Origin of the sequence: Enterobacter cloacae complex sp. SHL001 (assembly GCF_049236825.1) — a bacterium.
Lineage (GTDB): Bacteria > Pseudomonadota > Gammaproteobacteria > Enterobacterales > Enterobacteriaceae > Enterobacter > Enterobacter hormaechei_C.
Window position 1 is genome coordinate 763348 of sequence record NZ_JBMKIP010000002.1, and the last position, 15956, is coordinate 779303.

The 15956-nt window shown below is 62.5% G+C and carries 1 pseudogene; it reads right to left on the minus strand.

Going from position 1 to position 15956, the window contains the following annotated elements:
- Nucleotides 1-15918: pseudogene (locus tag ACOTYH_RS09110) on the minus strand (Ig-like domain-containing protein); the annotation flags it as partial.
- Nucleotides 15919-15956: the final 38 nt, after the last annotated feature.

Sequence of the window (15956 nt, forward strand, 5' to 3'; positions counted from 1 at the left end):
CGCAGTGGTCGCCCAGTCGGTATTCACCGAGGTGGTATCGATCACCAGGCTACCGGTTGCAGTACCGGTGGTGTTACCGTTGCCCGCGCTACTCTTCACCTGCGCGGTTACGTCGTAACTCGCCACACTCAGGGCATCGCTGTCCGGGATCTGTAGATACCAGGTATTGTGATCCGGGTCGACGACCACCGCACCGCCGGTCTGGGAGGTGTAGGTTTTCCCGTTCACCGTCACCACCAGATATTCACCGTTCACCAGGTCTGCGGAAACCGTACCGCTGACAATCGGCGTGGTATCCGAGGTGGTCTGGGCAGTTATCGCCGCGGTGGTGGTCGGGATGCTGGTATCGACGTTCAGCACAAAGCCATCCGATTCCGTGTAGTTACCGGCTTTGTCGGTGACGCGCAGAATGTAGGTGTGATTCCCGTCGAGCAGGCCGTTGTCCTGATAGGACCAGCTTGCGCTGCCGTTCATCGTGACCTGACCCAGCAAGATCCCGTCCCGGTAAAGCTGCACGATTTCGCCATCTTCCGGAGCGCGGTTAAGCGTACCGTTGATCAGCGGCGAGGTATCGTCCGTCGCGACTGATGCTCCGTACGTGCCTGTACGTTCACCTTCCCCGTCGGTATAGCTGACCACCGTTCCCACCGTGTCAGGCGGCGTGGTATCAACCGTTACCACCTGCGAAGAGGTTGAGCCGACGTTGCCCGCCTGGTCGATGATCCGCACCTGGTAGGTGTAATCCCCGTCTGCCAGATCGCGGCTATCCGTATAGCTCCAGCGCTGGTTAGTGACGGTAGTGTCAATCCAGGTATTACCGCCGTCGAGGCTGATCTGTACGCGCTCGTCGCTGGCCAGCGCGCTGCCCAACGAGCCGTTGATCGTCAGCGAGGTGTCCATGGTGATGAAATCACTCCCGGACTGCCCGGTATCTTCGCTGATGCTGTCAATGGTGATGCCGTACTGCGGCGCCTGGGTATCCACCGTCACGTCCTGCGTGGTGGTGGCCCCAACGTTGCCCGCCTGATCGACAACCCGCACCTGATAGCGGTAGTCGCCGTCGGCCAGGGTGCGGGTGTCGTTATAACTCCACCGGGTGCCGCTTACCGTGGCGTAAACCCAGGTGGTGCCGCCATCCATGCTCACCTGCACATATTCACCCGCCCCGAGTTCGGCCCCGAGCGTCCCGTTGAGCGTGTACGAGGTCGAACTGGTCAGGAAGTCGTTATTGTCGAAGCCGGTATCGACGGTGATGTTATCCACGGTCACCGTAATCGCCGCATCCGGCGCGACCGTATCGACCGTCACCTGCTGATGAGCGCTGGCACCTACGTTGCCTGCCGCATCCACTACGCGAACGTAGTAGTCATAGGTCTGGTTACCCAGCGTGCGGCCGTCCACGTAGTACCAGCTGTTGCCAGTGACGATCACGTTCTGCCAGGTGACCCCGCCGTCGATGCTGATCTGGGCATATTCGCCGTCGGCCAGCGTTGCGCCGAGCGAGCCGTGCAGTGTCAGGGAGGTATCATTGGTGATAAAGTCGCTGCTGCTCAGGCCGGTATCGTCGCTGATGCTGTCGATAGCGATCGTTTTGCTGGCGTCCGGCGCGACGGTATCAATGGTCACCACCTGGCTGGTAGTGGCGCTGATATTCCCCGCGTCGTCAATCACCCGCAGCTGATAGTTGTAGTCTCCGTCGGCCAGCGTGCGGCCGTCAACGTAGGTCCAGCTCAGGCCGCTGACGCTCACGTCAGTCCAGGTTGCGCCACCGTCGAGGCTGATCTGAGCGTGGTCGCCGCTGCCCAGGGCCGCGCCGAGCGTCCCTTTCAGGCTGATCTGGTTGTCGCTGGTAATAAAGTCGCTGTCGGACAGGCCGGTATCCTGCGAGACGGAATCCACGGTAATAGTCGCCGCCGCAGGCTTCGTCAGATCGATTACCACGTCCTGGCTGTCCGTTGCCCCAACGTTGCCTGCATTGTCGATCACGCGCACCTGGTACTGGTACGTACCGTCGGTCAGGGTACGGCCATCGGTGTAGCGCCAGGTGGTGCCGGTGACGGTCAGGTCAATCCAGGTGGTACCGCCGTCAAGGCTGATCTGCGCCTTCTCGTTATTGCCGAGCTGCGCGGTCAGGGAACCATTCACCACCACCTGGCTGTCGTTGGTGATGAAGTCATTCGCGCTGAGGCCGGTATCGTTTTGCAGGGAATCAATGCTGATCCCCATCGACGGTGCGGTGAGATCCACGGTAACGGTATGGTTATCGCTGGCGCTGTTGCCGATGGCGTTGCTCACCTGCGCGTTAATCACGTACGAACCGCCGTCCGCCAGCGCGGTCACGTCTGCGCTGCCGACCGTATAGCTCCAGGTGCCGTCATTTTGAACGGTAGCCGTGTAGGTTTTACCGTTAAGCGTAATGGTCACCGTCTGGCCCGTTGGCGCATCGGTGGTGCCGCTGATAACCAGCGGCGTGCCGTGCTCGGCGGCGTTGACGATATCATCCTGCGCAAAGGTGTTAATGGCGATGGTCGGCACGTCACCGTTCAGCGTCACGTCGTGCGTTGCGCTGCCCGGGTTACCTGCCTTATCGCTCACCGTAGCCGTAATGGTGTAATCCCCGTCGCTCAGTCCGAGGAAGTCGCGTCCCGGCACGAAGACGGACCAGGAGCCATTCGCCGCCACGGTCGCCTGATAGCTGTGGCCGTTGAAGGAGACGGTCACCGTCTGGCCCTGCTCCGCGGTGGTGGTCCCGCTGATGGTCTGTCCCGCCAGCTGCTCGGCGTTGTTGACGATATCGTCATCGGCCACGGTGCTGATGGTCACGGCTGGCGCGACGGTATCGACCGTTAAGGTATGCGTCGTCTGGCCGTTATTACCCGCCTTGTCGTTCACCGACGCGGTGACCGTCAGCGCGCCTTCGCTCAGGTTGGCAAGATCGGCGGCCGGGACGTCGAGCGTCCAGGTGCCGTCGTTTGCCACAAGCGCAGTGTAGGTTTTCCCGCCCAGCGTGACGGTCACCGTCTGGCCTGCTTCCGCGCTGGAAGAGCCGTGTACGGTGAGCGGCTGCTGGGCTTCCGCCGCATTCAGCACATCGTCGCCCGACAACGTGTTCACGCTAATCACCGGCGCGGTGGTGTCCACGCTGATGGTGTGCGTCGCCGAGGCGCTGTTCCCGGCGCTGTCCTGCGCCGAAACAGAAACCTGGTAGCTCGCGCCGTCGGCCAGGGTGCCCACGTCGGCGGCCGGTACGGTGGTTGTCCAGGAGCCATCGCTCTGGATAGTGGCCGTATAGCTCTTACCATTCAGGGTGATAGTGACCTGCGTACCGCTGGCGAACTGCGCGCTGGAGCCGTTGATGACCAGCGACGCCCCCGCTTCTGCCGCATTGATCACGTCATCGCCGCTGAGGGTGTTGACGGTCAGCGCGACCGATGCGGTATTTACCACCACGTCATGGGTCTGGGTGCTGCTGTTGCCCGCGCTGTCGGTGATTGTCGCGCTGAGGGTCACGGTGCCGTCGGTCAGGGCAGAAATGTCGCTGGCAGGAACGCCCACGCTCCATTTGCCACTGGCGTCAACGGTGGTGGTGTACTGGTTCGAACCTATCGTGATGACCAGCTTATCGCCGACGCTGGCGCCGGTTGCGGTGCCGCTGACGACCTGCGCCTGCCCGTGCTCAACGCTGTTGATGACGTCATCGCCCGCCACGACGTTAAAGCTGACGGTCGGCGGCGTGGTATCGAGCGTAATCGCTTTGCCCGCGCTGCCCGGGTTACCCGCGGCGTCACTCACGCTCACCTGCACGGTGTAGCCGTTATCCGCCAGAGTGGACAGATCGGCGGCCGGCACGTTAATGCTCCAGACGCCGCCCTGCTGAACCTGTGCGGTATAGCTGTTTCCACCGAGGTTAACGGTTACCGTCTGACCGACTTCAGCCGTGGTGGTGCCGGAAATGGCCACGCCCGCAGCCGCTTCGCTGCCGTTGATCACGTTGTCGCCGGCTACCGTGTCAATGGTCACGGTTGGCGCCGTGGCATCGACGCTGTACTCCCGGCCCGCAGACACGCTGTTGCCGTTCACATTGGTCACGCTCACCTGCACGCTGGCGTCGCCGTCTTTCAGACCCGCAAGATCCGAGGAAGGCACGGTGGCCGTCCAGTTGCCGTCGGCATCGACTTTGGCGGTGTAAGACTTGCCGCCAAAGGTGATGGTCACGGTCTGGTTCTCTTCCACATTGGAGGTGCTGCCGGAAAGCACCAGATCCGCACCTTTCTCCGCCGCGTTAATCACGTCGTCGGTGGCGATGGCATCAATGCTGATCGCCACGGCTGCCAGATCGACGGTGACGTCGTGGCTGATAGAGACCGGATTGCCCGCCGCGCTCTGGCCTGCAACGGTCACGGTAACCGTGCCCGCAGCCAGGGCCCCGACGTCTGCTGCCGGGATCGCCGCGCTCCAGGTACCGTCTGCCAGCACGGAGGCCGCATAGGTTTTGCCATTGACGGTCACGGTGAGCGTAGTGCCTGCCGCCAGTCCGTCGCTGGAGCCGGTGACAATCAGGTTCTGTCCATGCTCGATGCTGTTAATCACATCGTCGCCCGCGACGGTATCCACGCGCAGGCCCGGCAGGCTGGCGTCTATAACGATTTCGCGCTCGCCCGCGCCGGTGTTACCGTGGCCGTTGGTGACGGTCGCCGACACGGTCAACTCGCCGTTGCCCAGCGCGGTGAGGACCGTTTCCGGCACGTTCACGGACCATGTGAGATCGCTCTGCACCGTTGCGGTGTAGCTGTTGCCGCCGATAGTCACGGTTACCGTGTTGCCCGCTTCCGCGTTCGCCACTTTGCCGCTGATGGTCTGGCCTGCGGCCACTTCCGCCGCGTTGATGACGTTGTCGCCCGCCACGGTGTTGATGGTGACGGTCGGCAGCGCGGTGTCGACCAGCAGGTTCGCCGTATTGCTGACGCTATTGCCCACGCCGTTGGTGGCGGCGGCGCTCAGGGTATAGTTCGCTTCGCCCAGACCCGCCAGATCCGCTGCCGGAACGGTCAGGCTCCAGGTACCGTCCGACGCCGTCGTGGCCGCGTAGTTTTTACCGTTAAGGGTCACGGTCACCACGGTGCCTTCCGCCAGGTTGGCGCTGGTGCCGTTGACGCTCAGATCCTGCCCTTTTTCTACCGCGTTCAGGACGTTGTCATCGCTGATGGCGTTGAAGCTGACCGACGGCAGACCGGTATCGACGGTCACATTATGCGTGCCGCTGCCGGTATTGCCCGCCGCGTCGGTGACTGACGCAGTGACGGTCACGCTGCCGTCGCTGAGGCCTGAAATCACATTCGCCGGAACGCCCACGCTCCAGTTACCCGCCGCATCCAGCACGGTGGTGTACGACTGGCCGCCGATGGTGACGGTGACGGTGTCGCCCGCCGCCGCGCCGGTCGCGGAGCCGCTGATAATTTGCGCCTGATTGTGTTCAGCCACGTTAATCACATCGTCACCTGCAACGGTGTGGATGGTCACCGCAGGTACGGTGACGTCCACCGTCAGGGTGTGGTCAACCGACGCCGGGTTACCCGCCTTGTCGCTGACTGAGGCGGTGACCGTCACGCTGCCGTCGGTTAATCCTGCCAGATCCGCCGCCGGAACGTTCAGCGTCCAGCTGCCGTTCGCGCTGACGGTTGTGGTGTAATCTTTGCCGTTCAGCGATACGGTCAGCGTCTGGCCTGCTTCGGCGGTACTGGTGCCGGAGATTGCCAGGTCTGACTGAGCTTCCGTGGCGTTCAGGATATCGTCGGTGGCAATCGTGTTGATGGTCACGGACGGCGCGGTAGCATCCACGCTGTACTCACGGCCCGCCGAGGCGCTGTTGCCGTTCACGTTGGTGACGCTCACCTGCACGCTGGCGTCGCCATCCTTCAGGCCAGCCAGATCCGCTGACGGCACGGTGTAAGTCCAGTTGCCGCTGTCGTCCACGGTGGTGGTGTAGATCCTGCCGTTCAGACTGATGGTCACGGTCTGCCCGGCTTCCACGTTGGTGGTCGCACCGGACAGCACCAGATCCGCGCCCTTCTCCGCCGCGTTAATCACGTCGTCGGTGGCAAGCGCATTGATGCTGATGGCAACGGTAGCCAGATCCACGGTCACGTCGTGGCTGATGGTGATCGGATTACCCGCCGCGCTGTCACCGGTAACGCTGATTTTCACGGTGCCTTCCGGCCACGCGCTCACGTCGGTGGACGGGATCGCCGCGCTCCAGGTGCCGTCTGCCAGTACCGTTGCCGCGTAATCTTTACCGTTGACGGTAACCGTCAGCGCCGTGCCCGGCGCCAGCCCGTCGCTGGAGCCTGAAACAATCAGGTTCTGCGCGTGCTCGATGGTGTTGACCACGTCGTCACCCGCCACGGTATTCACGCGCAGGCCCGGCAGGTTAGCGTCGATAGCGATCTCGCGTTCGCCGGTGCCGGTGTTGCCGTGGCCGTTGGTGACGGTCGCCGTCACGCTCAGGCTGCCGTTGCCGAGTGCGGTCAGCACGTCAGACGGCACGTTGACGGACCAGGACAGATTATTCTGCACCGTTGCGGTGTAGCTGTGGCCGCCGATAGTCACGGTCACGGTGTTGCCCGCTTCGGCATTCGCCACGGTGCCGCTCAGTGTCTGGCCTGCCGCCACTTCCGCCGCGTTGATGACGTTGTCCCCCGCCACGGTGTTGATGGTAACGGTTGGCAGCGCGGTGTCGACAAGCAGGTTCGCAGAACTGCTCACGCTGTTGCCAACGCCGTTGGTGGCCGTCGCGTTCAGGATGTAACTGGCCTGACCGAGACCGGCCAGATCCGCTGCCGGAACGGTCAGGCTCCAGGTGCCGTCTGCCGCAGTTGTCGCCGTGTAGTTTTTACCGTTCAGGGTCACGGTAACCACGGTGCCTTCCGCCAGGTTGGCGCTGGTGCCGCTGACGCTCAGATCCTGGCCTTTTTCAACGGCGTTCAGGACGTTGTCATCGCTGATGGCGTTGAAGCTGACCGACGGCAGACCGGTATCGACGGTCACATTATGCGTGCCGCTGCCGGTATTGCCCGCCGCGTCGGTGACTGACGCAGTGACGGTCACGCTGCCGTCGCTGAGGCCGGAAATGACGCTGGCCGGAACGCCCACGCTCCAGTTACCCGCCGCATCCAGCACGGTGGTATAAGTCTGGCCGCCGATCGTGACGGTGACCTTATCGCCCGCCGCCGCGCCGGTGGCGGAGCCGCTGATAATCTGCGCCTGATTGTGTTCAGCCACGTTAATCACGTCGTCGCCTGCCACGGTGTGGATGGTCACTGCCGGAACGGTGACGTCCACCGTCAGGGTGTGGTCCACCGACGCCGGGTTACCCGCCTTGTCGCTGACGGCCGCGGTCACGGTGACGCTGCCGTCGGTTAATCCTGCAAGGTCAGCTGCCGGCACGTTCAGCGTCCAGCTGCCGTTCGCGCTGACGGTTGTGGTGTAATCTTTGCCGTTCAGCGATACGGTCACCGTCTGGCCTGCTTCGGCGGTGCTGGTGCCAGAGATTGCCAGGTCGGACTGCGCTTCTGAGGCGTTCAGGATATCGTCGGTGGCAATCGTGTTGATGGTCACGGACGGCGCGGTAGCATCCACGCTGTACTCGCGTCCCGCAGACGCGCTGTTGCCGTTCACGTTGGTGACGCTTACCTGCACGCTGGCGTCGCCGTCTTTCAGACCGGTCAGATCCGCAGTCGGCACCGTGGCGGTCCATTTACCCTCAGCGTCCACCGTGGCGGTGTAGTTCTTGCCGCCGAAGGTGATGGTGACGATCTGGTTTTCTTCGACGTTCGAGGTGGTGCCGGAGAGCACCAGATCCGCCCCCCTCTCGGCGGCGTTGATCACGTCATCGGAAGCGATGGCGTCAATGCTGATGGCGACGTTTGCCAGATCCACCGTCACATCATGGTTGATAGTCACCGGATTGCCCGCGCTGCTCTGGCCTTCAACGTTCACGGTGACCGTGCCTGCGGCAAGGGCACTCACGTCCGCAGAAGGGATCGCCGCGCTCCAGGTGCCGTCTGCCAGCACGGTAGCCGGATAGGTTTTACCGTTTACGGTGACGGTCAGCGCTGTGCCCGCCGTCAGGCCGTCGCTTGAACCCGTGATAATCAGATTCTGCCCGTGTTCGATGCTGTTAATCACGTCATCGCCCGCTACGGTGTCCACGCGCAGGCCCGGCAGATTCGCATCGATAGTGATATCGCGCTCGCCGCTGCCGCTGTTGCCCACGCCGTTCGTGACGCTGGCGGTCACGGTCAGATCGCCATTGCCCAGCGCGGTGAGCACAGAATCCGGTACGCTGACGGACCAGGTGAGATTGTCCTGTACCGTTGCGGTGTAGCTGTGGCCGCCAACAGACACAGTCACGGTGTTGCCCGCTTCGGCATTCACCACTGTGCCGCTAATGGTCTGGCCGGTTGCCAGCTCCGCTGCGTTGATCACGTCGTCGCCCGCCACGGTGTTGATGATGACGCCAGGCAGCACGGATTCCACGTTCACGGTGTGCGAGGTGCTGGAGCTGTTGCCGACGCTGTCCGTCGCGGAGGCCGACACGGTGTAAAGCGCTTCACCCAGTTGCCCCACCTCGCTCGCCGGAACGGTTGTGGTCCATTGGCCATTGGTGTCCACCGTGGCGCTGTACGCTTTGCCGTTGAGCATCACGGTGACCACCGCGCCCGCTGCCAGCCCGGAAGCCGTACCTGTGATGGTCAGATCCTGCGTTTTCTCGCTGCTGTTGATCACATCGTCACCGGACACGGTGTCAATGGTCAGCACCGGCGCGGTGAGGTTGACTTCAACCTCGTGCGTTGTGCTGTTGCTGTTTCCGGCTTTATCGGTCAGCGCCGCGGTGATGGTGTAATCCCCGGCGGCCAGGGCACTCACGTCCGCCGCAGGCACGCCCACGCTCCACCTGCCGGAAGTGTCCAGGGTCGCGGTGTAATCTTTGTTATTGATGGTGACGGTCACCACGTCGCCCGCCGCCGCACCGGTCACGGAACCGGTGACAATCAGCGCCTGCGCGTGCTCGGCGCTGTTGATCACGTCGTCGTCGGAAACGGTGTTAATGGTCAGCTGTGGCACCGTGGTATCCACCAGCACATCGCGGTCCGCCGAGGCCGGGTTACCCGCCTTATCCGCGACGGCTGCCGTGATGGTGTAATCGCCGTCGGTAATCGCGCCGATATCCGCAGACGGTACGGTGACGCTCCAGCTGCCGTTCGCCTGTACGGTGGTGGTGTAGTCCACGCCGTTCAGCGTCACGGTCACGGTCTGGCCCGCTTCGGCGTTGGAGACACCGTTAACGACCAGATCCTGCTGCGCTTCGGCCGCGTTGATGATGTTGTTGTCGCTGACGATCTCGATGGACACCGTCGGCGCGGTGGCGTCCACGTTGTATTCGCGGCCCGCCGAGGCGCTGTTGCCGTTCACGTTGGTGACGCTGACCTGCACGCTGGCGTCGCCGTCTTTGAGTCCGCCCAAATCGGCAGACGGTACGGTCGCCGTCCAGTTGCCGCTGGCATCCACCGTCGCGGTGTACAACTTGCCGCCGAAGGTGATGGTAACGGTCTGGTTTTCTTCCACGTTGGTGGTCGAGCCAGACAGCACCAGGTCCGCGCCTTTCTCAGCCGCGTTGATTACGTCGTCAGAGGCAATCGGATTAATGCTGATGGCGACTGCCGCCAGATCCACTTTCACGTCGTGGCTGATGGAAACCGGGTTACCCGCCGCGCTCTGGCCGTCAACGGTCACGCTGATTGTGCCTGCGCTCAGCGCGCCGACGTCCGCCGCCGGAATAGCCGCCGTCCAGGTGCCGTCCGCCAGCACGGTTGCCGCGTAGGTTTTGCCGTTGACGGTGACCGTCAGCGCCGATCCGCTCGCCAGCCCGTCGCTGGAGCCGGTGATAATCAGGTTTTGACCATGTTCGATGCTGTTGATCACATCGTCGCCTGCTACGGTATCCACGCGCAGGCCCGGCAGGCTGGCATCAATCGTGATGTCGCGTTCGCCGGTGCCGGTGTTGCCGTGGCCATTGGTCACGCTCGCTGTTACGGTGAGATCGCCGTTACCGATAGCGGTTAAGACGTCAGACGCCACGTTAACCGACCAGCTCAGGTCGTCCTGAACCGTCGCGGTATAGGTGTTGCCCCCGATACCGATCGTGACAGTGTCACCGCTCGCCGCGCCGCTCACTTTCCCGCTCAGGGTTTGTCCGGAAGCCACTTCCGCCGCGTTAATCACGTCGTCGGTGGCAACCGCATTAATGGTGACCTGCGGCAGCGCACTGTCGACCAGCACGCTATGGCTGGTATTCGCGCTATTACCCGCGGTATCGGTCACGCTGGCCGTCACGCTGTAGCTCGCTTCGCCCAGTACCGAGACGTTTGCCGCCGGAACGGTGACGCTCCAGTTACCGCTGGCATCGGTGGTGGCGGCGTAACTGATACCGTTCAGGGTTACGGTGATGCGGGTCCCGTCCGGCTGGTTGCTGGTGCCGGAGATCAACAGGTCCTGGCCTTTTTCGGTCGCGTTGATCACGTCGTCAACCGCCAGGGTATTGATGGCAATCACCGGCGCGGTCAGGGAGACGTCAAACGCGTGCGTCGCGCTGGTGCTGTTGCCCGCTTTATCGGTGAGTGTCGCGGAGATCGTCTGATCGCCGTTAGCCAGCGCGCCCACGTCCGTCGCCGGAACGCCCACGCTCCAGTTGCCGGACGCATCCAGCATCGCGGTGTAGTCTTTCCCGTTCAGGGTCAGGGTAATCACATCGCCCGCCTGCGCGCCCGTCACCTTGCCGGTGACAATCAGCGCCTGGCCGTGCTCGGCAATATTAACAATGTCGTCGCCCGCCACAATGTTGAAGATAATCTGCGGCACGGTAGTGTCGACCAGCACGGACGCCCCCGCGCTGGCCGGGTTGCCCGCTTTATCGGACACGGTCACCGTGACCGCCGCGCTGCCGTCGGCGATCCCCGCCAGATCCGCCGCCGGAACGTCCAGCGTCCAGCTGCCGTTCGCCTGCACCTGGGCGGTGTACTGATTGCCGTTGAAGGTCACGGTGACCGTCTGGCCTGCTTCGGCAGTAGACGTCCCGCTCAGGGTCAGATCCTGCGCCGCCTCTGCCGCATTCAGCATGTTGTCGCCGCTGATGGTGTTGATGGTGACCGCTGGCGCGGCGGTATCGACGCTGAATGCCTGCGAGGAAGAGGCCGCGTTGCCGTTCACGTTGGTGACGCTGACCTGTACGCTGGCGTCGCCGTCCTTCAGGCCGCTCAGATCGGCAGCCGGTACGGTGCAGGTCCAGTCGCCGTTGGCATCGACCGTCGTGGTCCAGGTTTTACCCGCAAAGATAATGGTAACGGTCTGGCCCGCTTCAACGTTCGAGGAGGAGCCGGACAGCACCAGATCCTGGCCTTTTTCTGCCGCGTTAAGCACGTTGTCGTCCGTCACGCTGTTGATGCTTATCGCCACCGGGGCGAGATCGACATCCACAACGGTACCGATATTCACCGGGTTGCCGGAGGTATCCTGCGCGCTGGCGCTGATGGTGAGCGACCCGTCCGCCCACCGGGAGACATCGGCAGCCGGAACCGCAGCCTGCCAGGTGCCATCCGCCAGTACCGAGGCGGAATAACTCTTGCCGTTGATGGTCACGGTGACGGTGCTACCCGCCGCCAGGTCGGTGCTGGTGCCGGAGATAACCAGGTTCTGCGCGTGTTCAATAACGTTAATGACGTCGTCACCGGCGACGGTATCAATGCGCAGGCCGGGCAGCTGGGCGTCAATGGTGACATCCAGGGAAGACGATCCGGTATTGCCGTGCGCGTTCGTCACGCTGGCCGATACGGTCAGGTCGCCGTTGCCGAGCGCGGTTAACTGACTCTGGGTTAACGGCAGGCTCCAGGTGAGATCGTCCTGTACGGTGGCCGTGTATGTCTGCCCGCCGAGGATAATCGTGACGGTATCGCCCGATGCCGCGTTAGAAACCTTTCCGGTCAGGGTTTGCCCTGCGGCCACTTCCGCCGCGTTGACGATATTGTCGCCCGCGAGGGTGTTGATGGTGACCACCGGCAGCGAGCTGTCCACCAGCACATCGTGCGTGGCAGCGGCGCTGTTGCCCACATTATCGGTGACGCTCGCCGTCACGGTGTAATTGGCTTCACCCAGCGCGCTCACCGCAGAGGCGGGGACGGTAACGCTCCAGTTGCCGCTGGCGTCGGTGGTGGCGGTGTAGTTGATACCGTTCAGATTAACGGTGATGGTGGTTCCTTCCGGCTGGTTGCTGGTACCGGAAAGCAGCAGATCTTCGCCCTTCTCTGCCGCATTGATCACGTCATCCGCGGCCAGCGTGTTAATACCGATAACGGGCGTCACAGTATTGACCACCACATCCACTGAACTGCTGCCGGTGTTGCCGGATTGGTCGGTCACGGAGACGTTAATGGTCCAGGTGCCGTCCGTCAGCCCCTGAACGACGGACGCAGGCAGGCCGAGGCTCCAGTTGCCTGCCGCATCCACCACGGTGGTGTAGTCCACGTTATTGATGGTGATGGTGACCAAATCGCCCGCCGCCGCGCCGGTGACGGAGCCGCTCAGGATCTGCGCCTGAGCATGGGCCAGCTGGTTAACGGTGTTGGTGTCGGTGACGAAATCGTTGATGGTTACCTGCGGCACGGTGGCATCCACCAGCCCAACGCGGTCCGCGCTGCTGCTGTTGCCCGCCACGTCACTGACGGTGGCCGTCACGGTGACATTGCCATCGGTCAGCGCGCCTACGTCGGCGGCAGGCACGTTCAGCTGCCAGCGACCGTCCGCCTGTACCGTGGTCTGGTAAGATTTACCGTTCAGCGTCACGGTGACCGTCTGGCCCGCTTCAGCGGTTGTGCTGCCGCTGAGCACCAGATCCTGCTGCGCTTCTGCCGCATTAATGATGTTGTCGTCGGTCAGGTTATCAAGCGTAATGGCTGGCGGCTGCGTATCGACGATCACCACGCGTGAGGCGTCCGCGCTGTTGCCGTTGACGTTAGTCACGCTGACGCTCACCTGCGCACGCCCGTCGATCAGCGTTTCCATCGCGCTCGCCGGAACGGTCAGGCGCCAGGAGCCGTCCTGCTGCACCTGTGCCGTAAAGGTTTGATCCGCGAATTTCACCACCACGGTCTGCCCGGCCTGCACGCCCTGCGTCTGACCAGAAAGCGTGACATCCGCGCCTTTTTCCGCCGCGTTGAGCATATCGTCAGTGGTTACGGTATCGATGGTGACGGCCACCGCATTCAGGTCAAGCTCGATCGGGTGTTCAGCCGCCACGGTGTTGCCCCAGGCATCTTCCGCGCTGACGCTGACGGTCATGCCTCCCGCCGTCCATGCCTGAAGGTCCGCCGCCGGCACGCCAATCTGCCAGTTGCCGCTGGCGTTAACCGTGGTGACGTATTCGACATTATTGATGGTAACGGTGATCTGTGTGCCTTCGGCCAGATGAGTGCTGGAGCCGGTTACGGCCAGATCCTGCTGCTGCTCGATGGCGTTAATCACGTCATCGCCAGAGATCGTGTTCACGCGCAGGCCCGGCAGTTCGGCGTTGATGTTGATATCACGTTCGCCGGTGCCGGTATTGCCGTGCGCATTGGTGACAGAGGCGCTGAAGGTTAAATCGCCGTCGCCAAACGCCTGGAGGTCGGCCGATGGGATCGTCACGCTCCATTTGAGGTCGCTGCCAACCGTCGCGGTGTAGCTCTTGCCGCCCACGGTGACAGAGACGGTATCGCCCGCCGCCGCGCCGGTGACGCGTCCACTGAGGGTTTGGTCAACCGCCGCTTCGGCGTTATTGACCAGGTTATCCCCGGCAAAGGTGTTGACGATCACCTGCGGCAGCACGGTGTCTACCAGCAGATTCGCCTCGGCGGAGCCGCTGTTACCCACGCTGTCGGTGCCGCTGACGCTGACGGTGTAAAGGGTATTCGCCAGATCCAGCACGTCGGAAACCGGCACCTGAACGGACCAGCGACCGTTCTCAACGGTGGCCTGATAGTTAACGTTGTTCAGCGTCACGGTGACAGCGCTGCCGTTCGGCAGATTACTGGTCCCGCTCAGGCTCAGGGGCTGCATGGCCTCCTGCGCATTCAGGACGTTATCCTGGCTGATGGGGTCAAGGGTAAATTCCGGCGGGTTGCCGCTCAGCGTAATGCCGTGCGTCGCGCTGCCGGTGTTGCCCGCCGCATCGGTCACGGAGACCGAAATGCTGTGGCTACCTTCCCCCAGCGCGCCAATGACGGAGGCAGGCACGCCGACGCTCCAGCTGCCGTCCGCCTGGACGGCACCGGTAAAGGTCTTGCCGCCAACGGTCACGGTGACAACGTCGCCCTCCGCCGCGCCGTTCGCCTGGCCGGAAATAATCTGCGCCTGCCCCTGCTCGCTGGTGTTCAGAATGTCGTCGCCCGCGACGGTGTTGATAGTGACCACTGGAGCTGCGGTATCGACCGTGAAATCGGCGGTGACGGAAGACCCGTTACCCGCTTTGTCGCTGACGTTTACCGTCAGGGTGTGCTCGCCGTTAGCCAGCGCCTGTACTTCACTGGCCGGAAGCGTAACGGACCAGCTGCCGTCGCTGCCCACGGTCGCCGTGTGATTTTTGCCGTTCAGCGTGACCGTCACAATCTGGCCCGCTTCCGCATCGGTTTTCCCGGTCAGCGTCAGCGGCTGATTATGTTCAGCCGCGTTGATGATGTTGTCCTGGGCGATCGTGTCGACAGAGATCACTGGCGAGGCGGTATCGACGCCAATCGTCTGGCTGCCGGACACGGTGTTGCCCGCCGCGTCTTTACCGCTGACGTTGACCGTCCAGGTACCATCGCCCAGCGCCTGTGCGTCGGCAGCAGGCACCTTCACGCTCCATGCGCCGTTTGCCCCCACTTCTGCGGTATAGGTTTTACCGTTGAGCGTGACGGTAAGCGCCGTTCCCTGCGCCAGGTTTTTGCTGGTGCCGGACAGCGTAAAGCCAGCGGACTGCTCGCTGGCGTTGATCACGTTATCGCCCGCTGTGGTGGCGAGCGTCACGCTGGTATCCGCTGTAGAAACGGTTACGGTAATACTGCCCGCAGAGGTCGTTTTACTGCCGTCGATCTGTACGACGGACCAGGTATGTTCCCCGTCCGCCTGGGTCGGGAGTGTTACCGTCCAGGTGCCGTCCTTCGCAACCATGGTGCTGGCGATGGTGCTGCCGTTGCCGTCTTTAACCTGAATGGTCGCGCCCGGCTGCCCGGTACCGCTAAAGGTGGGGGTGTTGTCATCCGTGACCTCTTTTGCACTCAGCACGCCCTGCTTGTCACCCGCGTTGTCCGTCAGCAAAAATGTCGGCGTGGCGCTTTCGACTTCTTTTGTATTATCAATAACCCTGGTTTTGGTTTCGCCATCGCCGCCATGAGCCAGCAGTGCGCCGATCGCACCGCCCCCTAACGCCGCACCGGCAATCCAGCCCCACGGCGCATCGCTTAAGACGCTTCCCTGCTCCAGGAAAGGTTCAATGCTGCTAATGGGTGCAGCTTGGGCGGTTAATTCGGTGGCGGCAACGCCTGATGCTTCCCCGGCATCGGCAAATGAAATATGCGTCAGCTCCTGGTTATCGTTAAATACCAGCTCGGAATGATTATGGGTTTCCGTGTCTTCGACAAAATAATTATTGCAGCGGATCACGCTGCCATCTTTCATATAAATGAGGAGGTCATTCCCCTGGCGGACATAACGCACCACGTCCTGAGCAGAACCCTGAATTTCAATCACGCTCGGTGAGGAAATAGAGACCGAGAGATTCCCCTCTCCGGTTAATTTCGTCTTCTCAGCCGTTTTGCGAATGATGACATCAACAACTTTTGCGGTACTCATATTCTTCTCCTTGCAGGTGCGCGTATTCCTGTGGATAT